Origin of the sequence: Bittarella massiliensis (ex Durand et al. 2017) (genome assembly GCF_017566145.1) — a bacterium.
In the GTDB taxonomy this organism is placed as follows: Bacteria; Bacillota; Clostridia; order Oscillospirales; family Ruminococcaceae; genus Bittarella; species Bittarella massiliensis_A.
The window spans coordinates 204,400-222,684 of record NZ_JABFCL010000001.1; the positions used below are offsets into that span (position 1 = coordinate 204,400).

Below are 18,285 nucleotides of genomic sequence, written 5' to 3' on the forward strand. Positions count from 1 at the left end.
ATGCCAAAGGAATACCGCACCATACAGGAAGTGGCCGGTCCTCTGATGCTGGTTCGCGGGGTGGAGAACGTCACCTACAACGAACTGGGCGAGATCGAGTTGCAAAACGGCGAGACCCGGCGCTGCAAGGTGCTGGAGATCGACGGCGGCAACGCCCTGGTCCAGCTCTTTGAAAACTCCGCCGGCATCAACCTGGACAGCTCGAAGGTCCGCTTTCTGGGCCGCACCATGGAGCTGGGGGTGTCGGAGGATATGCTCAGCCGGGTCTTTGACGGCCTGGGCCGCCCCATGGACGGGGGCCCCGACATCCTGCCCGAAAAGCGGCTGGACGTCAACGGCCTGCCCATGAATCCCGCTGCCCGCAACTACCCCCAGGAGTTCATTCAGACCGGCATCTCCGCCATCGACGGGCTCAACACCCTGGTGCGCGGGCAGAAGCTGCCCATCTTCTCCGCCTCCGGTCTCCCCCACGCCGAGCTGGCCGCCCAGATCGCCCGGCAGGCAAAGGTCCGGGGCACCGACGAGCCCTTCGCCGTGGTCTTTGCCGCCATGGGCATCACCTTTGAGGAGGCCAACTTCTTCATCGAGAGCTTCAAGGAGACCGGCGCCATCGACCGGACCGTCCTCTTTGTCAACCTGGCCAACGACCCCGCCGTCGAGCGGATCGCCACCCCCCGTATGGCCCTCACCGCCGCCGAGTATCTGGCCTTTGACAAGGGGATGCACGTGCTGGTCATCCTCACCGACATCACCAACTACGCCGACGCACTGCGCGAGATTTCGGCGGCCCGCAAAGAGGTTCCCGGCCGCCGCGGATACCCGGGCTACATGTACACCGACCTGGCCAGCCTCTACGAGCGCGCCGGGCGGCAGAAGGGGAAAAACGGGAGCATCACCATGATCCCCATCCTCACCATGCCCGAGGACGACAAGACCCACCCCATTCCCGACCTGACCGGCTACATCACCGAGGGGCAGATCATCCTCAGCCGGGAACTCTACCGCAAAAACGTCACCCCGCCCATCGACGTCCTCCCCTCCCTCTCCCGCCTCAAGGACAAGGGGATCGGCGAGGGCAAGACCCGGGCGGACCACGCCAACACCATGAACCAGCTCTTCTCCGCCTACGCCCGCGGCAAGGAGGCCAAGGAGCTGATGGTGGTGCTGGGCGAAGCGGCCCTCACCGACATCGACAAGCTCTACGCCAAGTTCGCCGACGAGTTTGAGCGGGAGTACGTCTCCCAGGGCTACCACGCCGACCGCAGCATCGAGGAGACCCTGGACATCGGCTGGAAGCTGCTGCGCATCCTCCCCCGCAGCGAACTCAAGCGGATCAAGGATGAATACCTGGACGAGTACTACTCAGCCGACTAGACCCGCCAAAACCCATAGAAAGGGGGAGTACCGTTGGCATCTACCCATGTAAATCCCACCCGGATGGAACTGACCAAGCAGAAAAAAAAGTTGGCCACCGCTGTGCGGGGGCACAAGTTGCTCAAGGACAAGCGCGACGAGCTGATGCGGCAATTTTTGGAGCTGGTGCGGGTGAACAAGGCACTGCGGGAAAAGGTGGAGCGGGGCATCGGCGCCGCCAACCAGAACTTTGTGATGGCCCGCGCCGCCATGGAGGACGAGTACCTGGCCGCCGCCCTGATGACCCCCAAACAGGAGGTCACCCTGGACGCGGGGTCCCGCAACGTGATGAGCGTGGAGGTCCCCCAGTTTTCCTACCGGACCCGGACGTCCGACCCGGGAGACATCTACTCCTACGGCTTTGCCTTCACCTCCAGCGAGCTGGACGGGGCGGTGAAGAGCCTGGCGGATGTGCTGCCCGACCTGCTGCAGCTGGCCGAGTGCGAAAAGGCCTGCCAGCTGATGGCGGCCGAGATCGAAAAGACCCGCCGCCGGGTCAACGCCTTGGAGCACGTGATGATCCCCGAGACCCAGGAGAACATCCGCTACATCACCATGAAGCTGGATGAAAACGAGCGCAGCACCCAGATCCGACTGATGAAGGTCAAGGATATGATGCTCGAACAGGCACACCACTACAAAGAGCGCCAGGCCGCCGACTGACGACCCGGCGAGAGGCCCGCTTTCCCCAGCTGGGGAGAGCGGGCCTCTTTTCTTTGCCGGGAAGATGGGCTATAATAAAAAACACGGATTTGCCGCTCCCCTTTCACAGGGGGAACAGACAGGGCGCGAGAAGGGGGCCGGAAGGTGAAAAAGCAGATGCAAGCAGGGGCTGAAGAGGGCGCGCGGGCGCCCCGCCGCCGGTGGGGAAAACAGCAGACCGTACTCCTCTCCCTCTGCGCGCTGGTGGTTCTCGCGGTGATCTTCGGGGCGCTGGACTACTATTCCCTCCTCCCCAAGCGCAGCTACACGGCGGCGGATTTCGGCATTGAGACCCTGCACAGCACAGATGACCGCAACGGCAACGGGGTGGACGATTTCACCGACATCCTCGAGGGGGCCCGAAAGGCGGTGGAGGAAAACCCGGTCTACGACAACTCCTATGTGGCGGGCGGCTACCCGGAGGCGGGCAGGGGCGCCTGCACCGACGTGATCTGGCGGGCGCTGGCCCACGCCGGATACGACCTAAAGGGGATGGTGGACGCGGACATCGCTCTGGAACCGGACGCCTACCCCGGCGCGGAGGACGCAAACATCGACTTTCGGCGGGTCAAGAACCTGGAGACCTTCTTTTCGCGGCACTGCGCCGTTCTCACCCTGGACCCCTACCAGGTGGCCGACTGGCAGCCGGGGGACATCGTCTCCTTCAGCCCCAGCCACATCGCCATCGTCTCGGACAAGCGCAACCGGGACGGGGTGCCCTACATCATCCACCAGGACGGCCAGCCCCAAAAAGAGGAGGACGCCCTCACCCACCGCACCATCACCGGGCACTACCGGTTCATCATATAGAGCAAAAGAGAGAGGGGCCGCCTGTGCCAGGCGGCCCCTCTCTCTTGCCCCTTTGGCAGGACGCGGCTCAGTCGACCCAGAAACTGAGTTTCTCCTCGTCGCCGTAGGTGATGTGAAAGCGGCGGGCGGTGAAAAACGCCTCCACTGTCTGCCGCATCTCCTCAAAACGGCCGGAACAGGCGCATTCCCCCAGCGGCTCAATCCAACAGGACTGTTTGCCACAGGCGTCCCGCAGGTGGACGCGAAAGGCTAGCCCCCGCTCCTCTAACAGGTGGTTGCAGTCGAGAATGTCGGTCAGTGAGATGATGTTCATCCCTCTCTCCCCTCTCTGCGGCCCGCTGGCCGCGGCTGTTTACGATCTCTCCAAACCGCTGTAAAATGCCTTTAAGTCGGCCTTTGCATCGGGGGGCAACTCCTTTTTCGGCAGGCCGCGAATGGCCCCTTCCAGGGCGTAGAGCAGGTGCAGACAGGCCTCTGGATCGGCGTGCAGCCGCACCCGCAGCAGGGCCTCCTTGGCCCCGATCGCCCGCAACTGCTCCGGGGTTTCGATCCCCGCCCGGCGCAACTTTTCCTCTGCCACCCGGCCCAGGCCGACCATCTGGTGAAGTTCCATCTCGCACCCTTCTCCCTTGGCCACTTTACTCTACACCCTCCCTACATCAGGGGGGAGAACACCCGCAGCACCGCCGCGAACATCCGCTTATAGAGGGGGATGGCGTTGTACTTTTTCATGGTCATCTGCTCGCAGCACTCCAGGGTCTGCAAGAAATCCCGTTTTAGTTGGAGCACCGCCTTGGAGCGGTACATCCAGACGCCGCACTCAAAGTGCAGATAGAGGCTGCGAAAGTCCAGGTTGGTGGTCCCCACCACCGCCACCTTGTCGTCGGCGACAAAGGTCTTGGAGTGGATGAAGCCGGGGGTGTACTCGTAAATTTTGACCCCCGCCTCCAGCAGCTGTTTGTAGTAGGAGCGGGTCACCATGTGCACATACCACTTGTCGGGCACGTGAGGGGTGACGATCCGCACGTCGATGCCGCTCTTGGCCGCCAGGTTGAGGGCGGTCACCACCTCGTTGTCGACGATCAGATAGGGGGTGTTGATATAGACGTATTCGGTGGCGTTGTTGATGATGTTCAGGTAGACTTGCTCCCCCACGATCTCGTCGTCCATGGGGCTGTCGGCATAGGGCTGCACGTAGCCGTCGCTCTCGCAGGGGGCGGGCATATACCGCTCGGGCCGAAACTGGCTGAACTCCTCCCCCTTCTTGGTCTCGTACTGCCAGAATTGCAGAAACATCACCGTCAGATTCCAGACCGCCTCCCCCTTGAGCATGATGGAGGCGTCCTTCCAGTGGCCGTGCTTCTCGTAGCCGTTGATGTACTCATCGGCCAGGTTGATGCCGCCGGTGAAGCCCACATACCCGTCGATGACGGTGATCTTGCGGTGGTCGCGGTTATTCATCTGCATCTGCAGCCGGGGACGGAACTTGTTGAAGGCGTAGCACTTGATCCCCTTTTTGCGCAGCTCCTTGTAGTAGCCGCTGGGGAGGGTGACCAGGCTGCCCACATCGTCGTAGAGCATCCGCACGTCCACCCCCTGGGCGGCCTTGCGCTCCAAAATCTCCAGCACTGTGTCCCACATCACCCCGGCCTGAACGATAAAGTACTCCATGAAGATGAAGTGCTGGGCCTTTTCCAGCTCCTCCACCAGCTTTTCAAACATCCGCTCCCCCGGGGAGAGATAGCAGGTCTCGGTGTTTTTGTAGACCGGATAGAAGGAGTTGTTGCTGATGTAGAGGGACTGCTTGGCGGTGTGTTTGCTCAAGGACTCGATCTCCTCGGTGACCACCCGGTTGGCGATCAGCTCGTCTTTGGTCTTGTCGTAAATTTCGCTGACCCGGCCGCGCAGGGCCCGGGGCACCTTGTTGTTGCCGAAAAAGACGTAGAAGAGCCCGCCGAAGATGGGCAAGGCCATGACGATGAGAATCCAGGGAATTTTGTAGGCCGGGTTGTCGTCTTTGGAGATGACCCAGACGGCGCAGAGGCCGCTCAAGACGATGAGGATGGGCTGTAAATAGACAAACTCCTCGCTGAGGCGCCAGATGGCGACCACCAGAAAGGCCGCTTGCAAGAGGATCAAGACCCCCACGATGACGATCCTGCTGAGCAGGACCTTGGCTATTTTTTTCATACTTTATCCTTGTCTGTGCGTCGATTCTGCCGGTACAGCGGGCTAATAGCGCTGCACCAGCTCCTTGTAAAAGCAAACCGCCTTGGCCAGCGCCTCCACGCCGAGGTTTTCGTCCACCCCGTGGATGCTGCCCAGCTGCTGCTTGTCGATGGAGAGGGGGGCAAAGCGGAGCACGCAGTCGCAGATCTTTTCGTAGTGGCGGGAATCGCTCCCCTGCAACATGATGTAGGGGGCCACCCCCGCCTCGGGAAAGGTCTTTTGCACGCAGGCCTTCACCGCCTGGTAGCCATAGCTGTCGGCGGAGGAGACGCCCGAGCAGTCCCACCCCGAGACCAGCTGCACCTCCACGTCAAAGCGCTTGCCAATGGCGCACAACTTCTGCATGGTGGCCTCTTTGCGCTCGTGGGACATGAAGCGCAGGTTGGCGGTGATGGACGCCTCCTGGGGGATGACGTTGGCCGCCTCGCTCCCCGAGGCCATGGTAAAGGCGCAGGTGGTCTGGAGCATGGCGCCGGCCTGGGCGCTGAATTTTGGGAGGGCCGACTTGAGCAGCGGTTTAAAGAGCCAGAGATTTGCCAGCACCAGCCGCAGGGGCATGCTCATATAGGGGGCCATCTCCCGGAACATCCCTTCCACTGGCGGGGTGAACTGCACCGAGAAGGGGTTTTTCTTCTCTATGTAGTTCACCATCCCCGCCAGCCGGGCCAAGGGGGTCCCCTTCGGGGGGGTGGAGGCGTGGCCGCCCTTTGACTTGGCCACAAATTTGACCTGGGCATTCCCCTTCTCCATCAACCCGATCATGGCGAATTTGCAGTCGAGGCCGGGCAGAGGGCTGTCGGCCACCGCGCCCCCCTCGTCCAGCACCAGGCCCAGCTTGACCCCTCGGGCGGCCAGGTAGTCCACCGTGGCGGGGGCGCCGGGGCCGTTGATCTCCTCGTTGCAGGAGGAGGCCAGATAGATGTCCTGCGGGGGGACATATCCCTCGGCCAGCAGTTCCTCCACCGCGTTCATAAAGCCGCAGAGGGAGCCCTTGGTGTCCACCGCGCCCCGGCCCCAGATGATTCCCTTTTCAATCTCGCCGGCAAAGGGCGGGTGGCTCCACGCCCCCTCGGCGGGGACCACGTCCATGTGGGACATGAGCAGCAGGGGCAGCCGGTCGGAGCGGCCGCTGCCCTTCCAGTGAAAGAGGAGAGCGCCGTCCAACTCCACCCGCTCCAGCTGGCGGTGGATGTTGGGGTAGAGTTCCTCCAACAGCCGGTGAAAGGCGTATATCTTTGACAGGTCTCCGCCGGGGGCCACGGTGACCGTCTCCTGCGCCAGCATCCGGGAAAGGGTCTCGGCGTAGTGCTCGACCCGCTCCCCCGGCGGCAAGGGCGCCCCCTGGGGCGACACCGATTTGGTCCCCACCCGCAGGGTGTTGACCAGGACAGCGGCAATCAGCAGCAGCAAAAGCCCCAACACCGCCCACAAAATGATCCAACCCATCTGTCTCTCTCCTCTCGCCTTTAATGAGCCGCTTTGGCCGCTTTGGCTTTTTTGCGGGCCCGGCGCTTGCGCATCCTGGCCTGCACCTTTTCCGAAAAATCGACGAATTTCTCCACCCAGGGGGTAAAGACCAGATCAAACTCCCCGGCAAAGGTGACCACCTGGCCGTTAAAGCCCTTTTTGAAGAGGTAGACCCCATGCATGTGATCGTTTCCCGACAGATCCAGAGGGATGCCCTGAAAGTCGTAGACCACGCAGCCGGTGTCCACCGCCCACTGAATCATCTCCCACTGCATCAGGTGGTTGGGCATGACGTTGCGAAAGGCATTGTCCGACGCGCCGTAGACATAGCAGGTCTTGCCCGCGTAGTTGGTGGTGATGGCGCCGGAGATGGGCCGTCCCTCATAGTAGCAGAGGTAGAGGCGCACCTGCTCCCCCAGGGCGTCGAGCATCCGCTCAAAGTAGCTCATGGGGCGGGTGTTGAATCCGTCGCGCTGGCCGGTGACCTGGTAGACCTTCATAAAGTCGGGCAGGTCTTCTTTGGTGCCCACCTTGCAGACCACCCCTTTTCGCCCGGCCAGGCGGATGTTGTAGCGCCACTTCTGGTGGAAGCTGGCCAGCAGTTCCTCCTTGGTGCGCCCGGCCAGGGGCAGCATGTAGTTGCTGCGGCGCTGGATGGTGTCGTCGTCGGTCTGATTTTCTTGATAGGTGAAGCCGTATTTGCGGGCCATCTCCACAAAGGCGGTGTCCCCGGTCATCACCATGGGATCCATCTTAAAGGCAAAGCCGTGCTCCAACTTGGCCACCGCCTTGACCCCTTCGACCAAGTCGGCAAAGACGGCCTCGTCGCCGTAGTCAAAGACCGGGCCCCGGGGGGCATAGAGGAAGTGGCGGTTTAGCCCCGGCACCTTTTTGGTGAGGATCAGCATCCCCCCCACGATCTCCCCCGCCGCATCGCGGGAGACCACCACCCGGCGGCCCCAGCCGGCCTTGACCTCCGGCCAGTGGACAGACTGGGTAAAACCGCCGTTTTTATGGGCGCTGACAAACGCCTCGTACTCGCCATATCTGCTGGGTTCCAAAATTTCCAAAACCAACGCCCTCTCTTCTCACATTCCAAGCGGTTCCTCCCGCCGGGGAAACCGCATCTCAAAACGCTATTCTCTCCCCCCGGGGTGGCCGGCGGCGAAAAAAAACGATCTATCCGCCCCAAAAGGGGGCCGTTTGAGGATGGGCCAAAACCGCCCCCCTCAAACCGCCTGTCCAGCCGCCCCACCCGCATGGCGGCAAATGTTCCCCGGCGGAGTTCGCGAAGCGCTGCCTTCGCGGTCTTCCAGGCAGAGCAGCAGCTGTCTTTTTTGCCACGATACCACAATCGCGCAGCGCGCCGTGGTATCGGCCATGGGGCAGGGAGCAAGCGCAGCTTGCGCATCTGCCTGGCCATCCCCAGGTATCATAGCCGCTATGGGGCCATTATACCATATTTTGCCCCCGCGCGCACGGCAAATCCCCGGGAAGTGGCTTTTCCCAAAGGGGTTTTTGTGATATGATTGGAGCACAGCCGCGACGGGCCAAACCGACCCGCCAAACGGCAGAAGGGAGGTCGTTTTTTGAGGGAATTCACGGTGGACGGGGCGGCGGACGGACGGCGGCTGGACGCCCTGCTGGGAGAGTTGACCCACGGCCTGCCCCAGCCCCTACTCTACAAATTTCTGCGCAAGGGCCGCGTCCGGGTCAACGGGAAGCGGGTCTCCCAGCCCGGGCACCGGCTGCAGGCAGGGGACCGGCTGGAGTGCTATCTCAACGACGAGTTCTTTCAGCGCCCCTCCCCCGAAAACGCCTATCTGCGGGTCAAGCCCCGGTTTCAGGTGGTGTACGAGGACGAACATATCCTGCTGGCCGACAAGTATCCGGGGCTGCTGGTCCTCCCCGACCGGGAGGAGGGGGTCAACACCCTGGAGGCCCAGATTCAGCGCTATCTCTACGACCGGGGGGAGTACCGCCCCGGCGAGACCTTTCCCCCCGCCCTCTGCAACCGCATCGACCGCTGGACCGGTGGCATCGTCATCGCCGCCAAAAACCAGCCCGCCCTGGAGGAGATGCTAGAGCGCATCCGCCTGCGGCAGGTGCAAAAGACCTACTGGTGCGTGGTGCTGGGCCACCTTCCGAAGCGGGAGGGGACCCTCACCGGCTACCTCTTTAAAGACAGCAAAAAGAGCCGGGTCTATGTCGGCAACAGTCCCCGTCCCGGGGCCAAGCAGGCGGTGACCCACTACCGGGTTTTGCGGGAGAGCCGGGATCTCAGCCTGGTGGAGGCCCGGTTGGTGACCGGGCGCACCCACCAGATTCGCGCCCAGTTCGCCGCCGCCGGCCACCCCCTGCTGGGGGACGGCAAGTACGGACGGGAGCCGGTCAACCGCCGCTATCACCAGCCTTACCAGGCCCTCTACTCCCGGGAGGTGACCTTTGCCTTTCCCCCGGGCGAGGGGGTGCTGCAGTACTTGAGCGGCCAGCGCTTTCAGGTGGCCCAGGTCCCCTTTGAAAAGCTGGTGTGACCCAGCCATTTTCCTTTTCCCCGGCAAAAGAGCGCCCCTTCCCCACACAGGTGGGAAAGGGGCGCCCTTTCTCTCTAGTTGGAAAAGTGCAGCCAAAACTCCCATTTCAGCAGAAACCAGCCCGCCAGGGCGCTGGCGGCGTTGGCGGTGAGGGCGTAGGCCACCCGGCGGCCCCTCCCCTGCCCCCGCAACAGATAGAGGTAGAGGAGGGTCTCGGCCCCGGCCACCACCAGTTCTAGGGGAACCAGGGCCATGTAGCTGGCAATCAGCCCGTGCAGCAAAAGCCGCCGCCCCAAAGTGGCGGTCAAAAAGAGCTGGGTGCCCAGGTTGACCAGCAAAAAGACCAGCCAGTTTTTCCGAAGGGGAAAGCGGAAGGCAAACAGCAGCACCCCCTCGATGAGGAGGGTGGGCAGAAGCGTCACGGCGAACTGGCGCAGATAGGCCAGCCAGATACTGGGACGGGTGAGCTGTCCGGTCTGGTAATCGTAGGTCAGGGTGGTCTGAAAGGTGACCCGGTCGACCCAGTCGGAGACCCGCAGTTCCCCCTCCGGCGTGGCGAGGAGGAGTTTGAAGCGGTCGGGCACCCCAAAGTAGCCAAAGATGTGGCGGCGGCTCTCCCCCTGTGCCACCCCCTGCAAGTCGCCCCACATGGGGGCGCGGGTGCCGACGGTCAGGCCGGCGTGCCACCCTTCCTCCCGGTAATTGGCCAGCAGGGCGAACTTTTGCGGGTCGCACTGGGCGCGCCGGTCGCCCAGGTTGTCATAGTCCCCCTCGGGGACCAGGAGGTCCAGGTAGTACTCCTCCTGGGGCGGGTTCTCCACCACCACGGTGATTCGAGGTTTGGGGCCCATATCGGCCTGGGCGACGGCGGGAAACAGTGCCAGCAACAGGCAGAGGCAGAGGCAGAGGGCCAGGCGGGCCCCGCTCCGCAGCGGCCGGGCTGTGTCAAACGGCTTCACGGCGATTTCCCCCTCTCTGGGCGCGGGTGGACATTTTCTCCGTCTTCAGTATACCAGAAACGCCCCGGCCAGCGCCAGAGGGGGGAGATAAAAAAGGGCCAGCCCTGCAGGGCTGGCCCTTTTGGGGCGCTATTTAGAGCTTCTCGGCAAATTCTTTGCCGTAGATAAATGCCTTTTTCAGGTCCTCCTCACTGGGGACAAAGGTGACCTTCAGTCCGTCCATGGCGACACACAACTTGAGGTTGCTCAGGTAGCCGTTGAGCAGGGGTACCGCCTCACCGCTCCAGCCGAAGGAGCCAAAGACGGCCACCGGCTTTTTCTGGTTGCCGATGGCGTCGATGTGGGCCAGCAGGTTCCAGATGGGGGGCACCGCGTTGCGGTTGATGGTGGGGGAACCCAGCAGGAAAGCAGCGCTGCGGTTGAGGGCCGCCACCTGCTCGCCCAGGTCGTGCTCGATGACGTTGTAGAGGGGGATCTCCGCCTCCGGCTTCACCGAGAGGATGCCGGCGCGGATCTCCTCGGCCAGCTGGGTGGTGTTGCCGTAGGCCGAGCAGTAGAAGATGGGGATCAGCGGCTTCTCGCCGGCGGGTTCCGCGCTCCACTGGCGGTACTGCTCCATCACCCATTCCAGGCAGCAGCCCTTGGTCAAAATGGGGCCGTGGCTGGTGCAGGCGGTGTCGAAATCGAGGGTGGAGAGGATGTCGAGCCCTTTGCGCACATAGCCGGCAAAGGGGGAGAAGATGGCGTCGTAGTAGACCTTGACCGCCTCTTCATAGGCCTTGGGATAGGTGACCTTGCTGTCCCACACCAGGGGCTCGCAGTAGTGGGCGCCCAAAAAGTCACAGGTAAAGACCACCTTGTCCTCCGGCAGGTAGGTGAAGATGGAGTCGGGCCAGTGGAGGAAGGGGGCAGAGAAGAAGGTCAGGGTCTTGCCGCCCAGATCGCGGGTGTCGCCGTTTTTGACCACCTCCACCTTCATGTTGGGGTTGTTGGTGATCCCCTTGAGGTAGATGCTGCCCGCCTGGCTCACCAAAACGGTGATGTCGGGGTACTTTTCAATGAGTTTTGCCACCGCGCCCGAGTGGTCGGGCTCACAGTGATTCATCACCAAGTAGTCCACCTTGGCGATGTCACAGACCTGTTCCAGCGTCTCCAGGTAGTCCTCGGCAAAGGTGAGGTGGGAGGCGTCGATGAGGGCGGTCTTCTCGCTGCCCACCACCGTGTAGGCGTTGTAGCTGGTGCCGTATTCGGTGCGCATCACCACATCGAAGACCCGCATGTTGGGGTTGAGAATCCCGGTGTAGTAGATGCCGTCCTTAATTTTTTTGGTTCCGGACAAAGTGATCTCCCCTTTTCTTTTGACAGTCCTGGCAAAAAGGAGGGGCGGCCGCGCTACAGGCGGCTGCCCCACTCGCTTCTTTACGCCTGCTCTTCAAACATGTCCTTGCCCACGCCACAGAGGGGGCAGACAAAGTCATCGGGTACGTCGGCCCACTTGGTGCCGGCGGCGATCCCCTCGTCGGGGGCGCCAGCGGCCTCGTCGTACACGTACCCACACACGGTGCAAACATATTTTGCCATTGCGGAACACTCCTTTTTCTATTTGGTTTCTGACCTAATTATACTGAATTACTCCACGATTGTAAAGGGGCTCTTTCCACTTCAGAGCATTTTTTTCAAATATTGCCCCGTGTAGGAGCGCTCCACCTTGGCCACCTGTTCGGGGGTGCCGGTGGCGACGATCTCGCCCCCCTCGTCGCCCCCTTCGGGGCCGATGTCGATGAGGTAGTCGGCCACCTTGATCATGTCCAGGTTGTGCTCGATGACGATGACGGTGTTCCCCGCGTCCACCAGGCGCTGCAACACGTCGATGAGCTTGTGCACGTCGGCGGTGTGCAGACCGGTGGTGGGCTCGTCCAGGATGTAGACGGTCTTGCCGGTGGCCCGGCGGGAGAGTTCCAGCGCCAGTTTGACCCGCTGCGCCTCGCCCCCCGAGAGGGTGGTGGCCGGCTGGCCCAACTTGACGTAACCCAGGCCCACATCCAGCAAAGTCTGCAACTTCTCGCGGATGCGGGGAATGTTCTCGAAGAAGGCGCAGGCCTCCTCCACCGACATCTCCAGCACGTCGTAGATGCTCTTGCCCTTGTATTTTACCTCCAAAGTCTCCCGGTTATACCGCTTGCCGCCGCAGACCTCGCAGGGGACGTAGATGTCCGGCAGGAAGTGCATTTCGATCTTGATGATGCCGTCGCCCTGGCAGGCCTCGCAGCGCCCGCCCTTGACGTTGAAGGAGAAGCGGCTGGAGCTGTACCCCTTTGCCTTGGCATCGGCAGTCTGGGCAAAGAAGTTGCGGATGTCGGTGAACACCCCGGTGTAGGTGGCCGGGTTGGAGCGGGGGGTGCGGCCAATGGGCGACTGGTCGATACCGATGACCTTGTCCAGGTTCTTGAGACCCAGAACCTTTTGGCATTTTCCCGGCTTGGACTTGGCGCCGTTGAGCTTTTGCGCCAGCGTCTTGTAGAGCACCTCGTTGATGAGGGAGGACTTGCCCGAACCCGAGACCCCGGTAACACAGGTGAAGGTGCCCAGGGGGATCTTTACATTCACCTCTTTGAGGTTGTTCTGGGTCGCGCCCTTGACCTCGAGAAATTTGCCGCTCCCCTTGCGCCGGGCCGCGGGCACCTCGATTCGCTTGACCCCACAGAGGTACTGCCCGGTGATGGAGTGCTCACAGCCCTCAATGTCCTGCAAAGAGCCCTGGGCCACCACCTCGCCCCCGTTGATGCCTGCCCCCGGACCGATGTCCACAATGTAGTCGGCGGCGCGGATGGTGTCCTCGTCGTGCTCCACCACAATGAGGGTATTGCCGATGTCCCGCAGGTGGCGCAGGGTGGCGATGAGCTTGTCGTTGTCCCGCTGGTGCAATCCGATGCTGGGCTCGTCCAGGATGTAGAGGACCCCCACCAGAGAGGAGCCGATCTGGGTGGCCAGGCGGATGCGCTGGCTCTCGCCCCCCGAGAGGGTGGCGGCGGCGCGGGAGAGGGTCAGGTAGCCCAGCCCCACGCTGCGCAGGAAGTTGAGCCGGGATTTGATCTCCTTGAGGATCTGGTGGGCGATCATCTCGTCGCGGGGGGTGAGCGCCATCGAGTCGATGAAGCGCAAGGCGTCCACCACCGACAGGTCGGTGAAGTCGATGATGTTTTTCCCCGCCACCGTCACCGCCAGGGAGGCCTTCTTCAGCTTTTTGCCGCCGCAGTCGGGGCAGGGCACCGAGCTCATGACCTCCTGGATCTCCTCCCGCATCCAGGCGGAGTTTGTCTCGCGGAAGCGGCGCTCCAGGTTGTTGACAATCCCCTCAAAGGTGGTCTTGTACTTGCCGGTGCCGTACTCGTTCTGGCGGGTCATGTCGATGGCCCGGTCGCCGGTGCCGTAGAGGATGGCGTTCTGCCCTTCCTCTGAGATCTCTTCAAAGGGGGTGTTCAGGGTGAAGCCGTAGGCCTTTGCCAGCCCATCGTAGTACATGTGAGAGATGGTGGAGGCGTCCTTGTAGTACCAGCCGGAGGCGCGGATGGCCCCGCCGCGGATAGACTTGGACTTGTCCGGCACCACCAAATCCGGGTCCACCCGCAAAAAGGTGCCCAGGCCGGTGCACTTTTCACAGGCGCCGTAGGGGTTGTTGAAGGAGAACATCCGGGGGGAGAGCTCCTCCATGCTGATGTCGTGGTCGGGACAGGCGTAATTCTGGGAGAAGAGCATCTCCTCCCCCCCGATGACGTCGATCACCGCCAGCCCGCCCGAGATGGCGGTGGCAGTCTCCAGCGAGTCGGTCAGGCGGGACTTGATCCCCTCCTTGATGACCAGCCGGTCCACCACGATCTCGATGGTGTGCTTCTTGTTCTTCTCCAGCTTGATCTCTTCCGATAGGTCAAAGATGCTGCCGTCTACCCGCACCCGCACAAAGCCGGAGCGCTTGGCCGACTCAAACTCCTTGACGTGCTCCCCCTTGCGCCCGCGCACCACCGGGGCCAGCACCTGGATGCGGCTGCCCTCGGGGAGGGCCAGCACCTTGTCCACGATCTGGTCGACGGTCTGCTGCTTGATCTCCTTGCCGCAGACAGGGCAGTGGGGAATGCCGATGCGGGCGTAGAGAAGGCGGAGGTAGTCGTAAATCTCGGTGACGGTGCCCACGGTGGAGCGGGGGTTGCGGGAGGTGGTCTTCTGGTCGATGGAGATGGCCGGGGAGAGCCCCTCGATCAAGTCCACGTCCGGCTTCTCCATCTGCCCGAGGAACTGGCGGGCGTAGGAGGAGAGGCTCTCCACATACCGGCGCTGGCCGTCGGCGTAGATGGTGTCAAAGGCCAGGGAGGACTTGCCCGAGCCGGAGAGGCCGGTAAAGACCACCAGCTTGTCCCGGGGAATCTCGATGTCGATGTTTTTCAGGTTGTGCTCCCGGGCCCCTTTGATGACGATTTTGTCCATTGCCACTGTCGTATTTCCTCGCTTTACTTTAAGGATTTGAGCTGCTCGATCTTGTCGCGGAGGAAGGCCGCCTGCTCGAATTCCAGCAGTTGGGCCGCCTGGCGCATCTCCTTGGTCAGCTTGTTGATCATCTCGGCCTTCTTCTCCCGGCTAAGGCGCTTGAATTTTTTGACGTCGTCGGTGTCCTTCTTGGAGATTTCAATCACGTCCCGCACCGCCTTGATGATGGTCTTGGGGACGATGCCGTGGGCCTCGTTGTAGGCCGTCTGAATGGCGCGGCGGCGCTCGGTCTCGCGGATGGCCGCCTCCATCGAGCGGGTGACCACGTCGGCGTACATGATGACCTGGCCGCCGGCGTTGCGGGCGGCGCGGCCGATGGTCTGCACCAGGGAGGTCTCGCTGCGCAGGAATCCCTCCTTGTCGGCGTCGAGGATGGCCACCAGGGAGACCTCGGGGATGTCCAACCCCTCCCGCAGCAGGTTGATGCCCACCAGCACGTCGAACTCGCCCAGCCGCAGGTCGCGGATGATCTCCATGCGCTCGATGGTCTCGGTGCCGTGGTGCATGTACCGCACCCGCACCCCCATGTTTTCCAGGTAGGCCGTCAGGTCCTCGGCCATCTTCTTGGTGAGGGTGGTCACCATCACCCGCTCCTTGCGGGCGGTGCGCTTTTGAATCTCGGCGTAGAGGTCGTCGATCTGCCCCTCGATGGGCTTGACGATCACCTCGGGGTCGGTGAGGCCGGTGGGGCGGATCACCTGCTCCACGATCTGGGTGCTCTTCTCCCGCTCAAAATCGCCGGGGGTGGCCGAGACAAAGACCGCCTGGTTGATCTTGCCGTAGAACTCGTCGAAGTTCAAGGGGCGGTTGTCAAAGGCCGAGGGGAGGCGGAAGCCGTAGTCCACCAAGTTCTTTTTGCGGGCGTAGTCGCCGGCAAACATCCCCCGCACCTGGGGCAGGGTCACATGGGACTCGTCCACAAAGAGGAGGAAGTCGTCGGGAAAGTAGTCGATGAGGGTGTTGGGGGTACTGCCCGGCGCCCGGCCCGAGAGGGTGCGGGAGTAGTTCTCGATCCCCTTGCAAAAGCCGATCTCCTGCAGCATCTCGATGTCGTACATGGTGCGCTGCTCGATGCGCTGGGCCTCCAGCAGCTTGTCGTTTGCCTTGAAGTACTGGACGCGCTCGCGCAGTTCGTCCTGAATGTCGGTGATGGCCCGCTGCATCTTCTCCTTGGGGACGATGTAGTGGCTGGCCGGGTAGATGGCAATGTGGCCCAGCACCTTCTTGCTCTCCCCCGTCAGGGGGTTGATTTCGGAGATGCGGTCCACCTCGTCGCCGAAAAACTCGATGCGCACCGCCGTCTCGGTGGAGTAAGCGGGGTAGACCTCCACCACGTCCCCTCGCACCCGGAACTTGTTGCGGGTGAAGTTGACGTCGTTTCGCTCGTACTGCAGGTCCACCAGCTGCTTGACCACGTCGTCCCGGCTCCTCTCCATCCCCGGGCGCAGGGAGATGACCATGGTCCGGTAGTCGATGGGGTCGCCCAGGGAGTAGATGCAGGAGACGCTGGCCACCAGGATCACATCCCGCCGCTCTGAGAGGGCGGCGGTGGCCGAGTGGCGCATCTTCTCGATCTCCTCGTTGATGGAGGAGTCCTTTTCGATGTAGGTGTCGGTGGAGGCCACGTACGCCTCGGGCTGGTAGTAGTCGTAGTAGGAGACAAAGTACTCCACCGCGTTTTCGGGGAAGAACTCCCGAAACTCCGAACAGAGCTGGGCGGCCAGGGTCTTGTTGTGGGCCAACACCAGGGTGGGTCGGTTGACCTGGGCGATGACGTTGGCCATGGTGAAGGTCTTGCCCGAGCCGGTGACCCCCAGTAGGGTCTGTTCCTTGTCCCCCCGCTCGATCCCCTCCACCAGCTGGGCGATGGCCTGGGGCTGATCGCCGGTGGGCTGGTAGGGGGAGACCAACTTGAACGACCCGCTTTGATTTCCCATTTCTACACCTCCCTGCCGCCGCTGCCAGGGGGCAGGGGCGGGATCAATCGCGCAAACGACGCATCATTTCAAAAAATGTCAAATATAAAACAGATACAACCGCTCTTGTCCCCCTGCTTTTTCTCCAGATGGGCGGGGGAAAAGAGAAGAGCACCCAAGTTTATATTATAGCACAGCGCCCTTCTTTTTAAAAGATTCACAAAGAAAAACATTTGTTTGCATAGAGCTAAAATTTATATCTATTTTTGCCAAATCACCGCGGGAAAGAGGAGGGCCGCCCTCCCCTTCGCCGCCCCGGGAAAACGGCGGCGGGCAAAAGGGAGAAACGGCGCTCCCACAGGTGGGGCGCCGTCTCTGTGCAAGGGCGTTCTGCCGCGCTGCAAACCGCCTTTTCCAAAGAGGCGGCCAGCCGGACAAGAGGGCCTTTCCGATTTACCGCTGGGCCCTCCTCCCGCCGCTGCGCGCAGTGAATTTGTTCCAGAACTGCCGGTTGCCAACCACCCTGTCCAACAGCCCAAACACAAGGTAGCCGATCACCGTGCCCGACAGATTGGCAATGACGTCGTCGATGTCCGACGAGCGCCCGATAAAAAACTGGAAAAACTCAATGCTGAAGGTCGTCAAAAAGGAAACCAGCACGGCGGCGGGAAGCCGCCTCATCTTCTGGAACACGGCGGGGAGGAAAAAGCCCAGCGGGATAAAGAGCAGGATGTTGGGCACCTTTTCAACGGTGAACAGGTAGAGGTCGTCCCCCGTTCCCAGCCACGCAAAGGGGATCAAATTGAGGGTGTGGGTCTCCGGTTGAAAGGAAATCGGGGTGAACAAAATCGTCGCGAAGACAATGAGAAAAAGGGAGCAGAAGAGCCCCAAATAGCTGATCTGCCGGGGAATCGTCTTTCCCCGCCTTTTCAAAACAAACAAGACGGGCAGGTACAGAATCGTCAGCCCCACAATAAAAATCAGCGCCAGAGTGGCATACGCTTCCAATCGATGCATCGTTCTCTCCTCCTCTTTGCTCCCATTGTACAGGAGATTTGTCAAAAGTCCCCTGTCAAATTTCCTACAAATTGATGAAGAGATGCCAAACGATCGGCGAGAGAACCGGTTTTCCTCCAGCAAAAAGAGCCGGGGCCAGCGGCCCTCAGCTCTCTGAGCGTCAATCTGTGCGGGGCGAAGTAGAGAGAAGACGGGTCACCGCCCCTGTGCAAAGGCAAAGTCGATGGCCGCCTGAAAAAAGCGGTCCCTCTCCTCGGCCCGGCGGCGAACGCCCCAACTCCACGGGGTGGGGTCCTCGGCGGTGGGATGCTTGTCGGAAACCAGCAGCAGGGCCACCGCCTCGGCCCCCAGGTACTGGCTGACGCTCAGGACGGCGGAGGCCTCCATGTCCACCCCCACGCAGCCCTGTTGCCGCCAGAGGGTCTCCTTGCGCACCGTCTGGCGGTAGACGGCGTCGGTGGTGACCGTCGGCCGCTCCCATACCCGCAGACGGGGGGAGAGGAACGCCACCGCCTGCCGGTGCAGTTCCGGCGAGGGATCGGCCCAGCAAATTTGAGAGTGGTAGTGGTGGCTGGTCCCCGCCTCCACCAGGATATGAGGGGGAACGACGGTGTCGCAGAGCCCCACCTCCCCCGCAAAGCAGCCGCAATAGCCCACCAGGATGAATTTTTTCACCCCCAGGGCAAAGAGGGTCTCCAC

At 62.0% G+C, this 18,285-nt stretch carries 16 protein-coding genes; 4 read left to right on the forward strand and 12 right to left on the reverse strand.

Translation table 11 applies throughout. From position 1 onward, the window contains the following. The 3 genes from HJY11_RS01045 (at position 1) to HJY11_RS01055 (ending at position 2,925) form a co-directional block, all read left to right on the forward strand. Entirely contained in the window at positions 1-1,374 is a 1,374-nt protein-coding gene (locus tag HJY11_RS01045; protein WP_021658264.1) for a V-type ATP synthase subunit B, read from the forward strand. Between the two features lie 33 nt (positions 1,375-1,407). Continuing rightward, positions 1,408-2,076, forward strand: coding sequence for a V-type ATP synthase subunit D (locus HJY11_RS01050; RefSeq protein ID WP_208074229.1), 669 nt, complete (start codon positions 1,408-1,410; stop codon positions 2,074-2,076). 144 nt (positions 2,077-2,220) lie between these two features. After that, a complete protein-coding gene (locus HJY11_RS01055) occupies positions 2,221-2,925 on the forward strand; it encodes a DUF1287 domain-containing protein (protein ID WP_368041515.1) in 705 nt (234 codons plus the stop codon). A 67-nt stretch (positions 2,926-2,992) separates the two neighbouring features. On the opposite strand, the gene HJY11_RS01060 is transcribed toward HJY11_RS01055, so the two are convergent. From HJY11_RS01060 to HJY11_RS01080, 5 genes are read right to left on the reverse strand one after another with little or no spacing between them, the layout of a single operon-like run. Then, entirely contained in the window at positions 2,993-3,238 is a 246-nt protein-coding gene (locus tag HJY11_RS01060; RefSeq protein ID WP_208074230.1) for an RDAC family protein, read from the reverse strand. Positions 3,239-3,277: 39 nt separating this feature from the next. Next, entirely contained in the window at positions 3,278-3,538 is a 261-nt protein-coding gene (locus tag HJY11_RS01065; RefSeq protein WP_208074231.1) for a TfoX/Sxy family DNA transformation protein, read from the reverse strand. Between the two features lie 41 nt (positions 3,539-3,579). Then, the gene (gene cls / locus HJY11_RS01070) at positions 3,580-5,115 is read right to left on the reverse strand and encodes a cardiolipin synthase (protein WP_208074232.1); all 1,536 of its coding nucleotides are present in this window, start codon (positions 5,113-5,115) and stop codon (positions 3,580-3,582) included. 42 nt (positions 5,116-5,157) lie between these two features. After that, positions 5,158-6,600, reverse strand: coding sequence for a M20/M25/M40 family metallo-hydrolase (locus HJY11_RS01075; protein ID WP_208074233.1), 1,443 nt, complete (start codon positions 6,598-6,600; stop codon positions 5,158-5,160). Positions 6,601-6,620: 20 nt separating this feature from the next. Next, entirely contained in the window at positions 6,621-7,691 is a 1,071-nt protein-coding gene (locus HJY11_RS01080; protein ID WP_208074234.1) for a lipid II:glycine glycyltransferase FemX, read from the reverse strand. Positions 7,692-8,210: 519 nt separating this feature from the next. On the opposite strand from HJY11_RS01080, the gene HJY11_RS01085 reads away from it, so the two are divergent. Next, positions 8,211-9,155 (forward strand): RluA family pseudouridine synthase, encoded by a 945-nt coding sequence (locus HJY11_RS01085; RefSeq protein WP_208074235.1) that lies wholly within the window; start codon positions 8,211-8,213, stop codon positions 9,153-9,155. A 74-nt stretch (positions 9,156-9,229) separates the two neighbouring features. On the opposite strand, the gene HJY11_RS01090 is transcribed toward HJY11_RS01085, so the two are convergent. From HJY11_RS01090 to HJY11_RS01120, 7 genes are all read right to left on the reverse strand, one after another. Next, positions 9,230-10,114: a hypothetical protein gene (locus HJY11_RS01090; RefSeq protein WP_208074236.1), complete on the reverse strand. Its 885-nt coding sequence runs from the start codon at positions 10,112-10,114 to the stop codon at positions 9,230-9,232. 133 nt (positions 10,115-10,247) lie between these two features. Then, the gene (locus HJY11_RS01095; RefSeq protein WP_208074454.1) at positions 10,248-11,393 is read right to left on the reverse strand and encodes an FprA family A-type flavoprotein; all 1,146 of its coding nucleotides are present in this window, start codon (positions 11,391-11,393) and stop codon (positions 10,248-10,250) included. A gap of 140 nt (positions 11,394-11,533) precedes the next feature. Continuing rightward, positions 11,534-11,695, reverse strand: a complete 162-nt coding sequence (locus HJY11_RS01100; protein ID WP_021658277.1) for a rubredoxin — start codon at positions 11,693-11,695, stop codon at positions 11,534-11,536. Between the two features lie 81 nt (positions 11,696-11,776). Further along, positions 11,777-14,599 carry an excinuclease ABC subunit UvrA gene (uvrA, locus tag HJY11_RS01105; protein ID WP_208074237.1) on the reverse strand — a complete coding sequence of 941 codons (2,823 nt, stop codon included), beginning with the start codon at positions 14,597-14,599 and terminating at the stop codon, positions 11,777-11,779. Positions 14,600-14,616: 17 nt separating this feature from the next. Beyond that, complete coding sequence (gene uvrB / locus HJY11_RS01110) at positions 14,617-16,590, reverse strand: excinuclease ABC subunit UvrB (RefSeq protein WP_208074238.1); 1,974 nt, start codon at positions 16,588-16,590, stop codon at positions 14,617-14,619. A gap of 432 nt (positions 16,591-17,022) precedes the next feature. Beyond that, the gene (locus tag HJY11_RS01115; RefSeq protein ID WP_208074239.1) at positions 17,023-17,586 is read right to left on the reverse strand and encodes a VanZ family protein; all 564 of its coding nucleotides are present in this window, start codon (positions 17,584-17,586) and stop codon (positions 17,023-17,025) included. A gap of 195 nt (positions 17,587-17,781) precedes the next feature. Next, the gene (locus HJY11_RS01120) at positions 17,782-18,285 is read right to left on the reverse strand and encodes a phosphorylase family protein (protein WP_208074240.1); all 504 of its coding nucleotides are present in this window, start codon (positions 18,283-18,285) and stop codon (positions 17,782-17,784) included.

What these genes read in the sequence shown, in the direction of transcription:
- HJY11_RS01045 (WP_021658264.1), top strand. Translation starts at nt 1, where the DNA reads ATGCCAAAGGAATACCGCACCATACAGGAAGTGGCCGGTCCTCTGATG.
- HJY11_RS01060 (WP_208074230.1), bottom strand. Translation starts at nt 3,238, where the DNA reads ATGAACATCATCTCACTGACCGACATTCTCGACTGCAACCACCTGTTA.
- HJY11_RS01065 (WP_208074231.1), bottom strand. Translation starts at nt 3,538, where the DNA reads ATGGAACTTCACCAGATGGTCGGCCTGGGCCGGGTGGCAGAGGAAAAG.
- cls (WP_208074232.1), bottom strand. Translation starts at nt 5,115, where the DNA reads ATGAAAAAAATAGCCAAGGTCCTGCTCAGCAGGATCGTCATCGTGGGG.
- HJY11_RS01075 (WP_208074233.1), bottom strand. Translation starts at nt 6,600, where the DNA reads ATGGGTTGGATCATTTTGTGGGCGGTGTTGGGGCTTTTGCTGCTGCTG.
- HJY11_RS01095 (WP_208074454.1), bottom strand. Translation starts at nt 11,393, where the DNA reads ATGCGGGTCTTCGATGTGGTGATGCGCACCGAATACGGCACCAGCTAC.
- HJY11_RS01100 (WP_021658277.1), bottom strand. Translation starts at nt 11,695, where the DNA reads ATGGCAAAATATGTTTGCACCGTGTGTGGGTACGTGTACGACGAGGCC.
- uvrB (WP_208074238.1), bottom strand. Translation starts at nt 16,590, where the DNA reads ATGGGAAATCAAAGCGGGTCGTTCAAGTTGGTCTCCCCCTACCAGCCC.
- HJY11_RS01115 (WP_208074239.1), bottom strand. Translation starts at nt 17,586, where the DNA reads ATGCATCGATTGGAAGCGTATGCCACTCTGGCGCTGATTTTTATTGTG.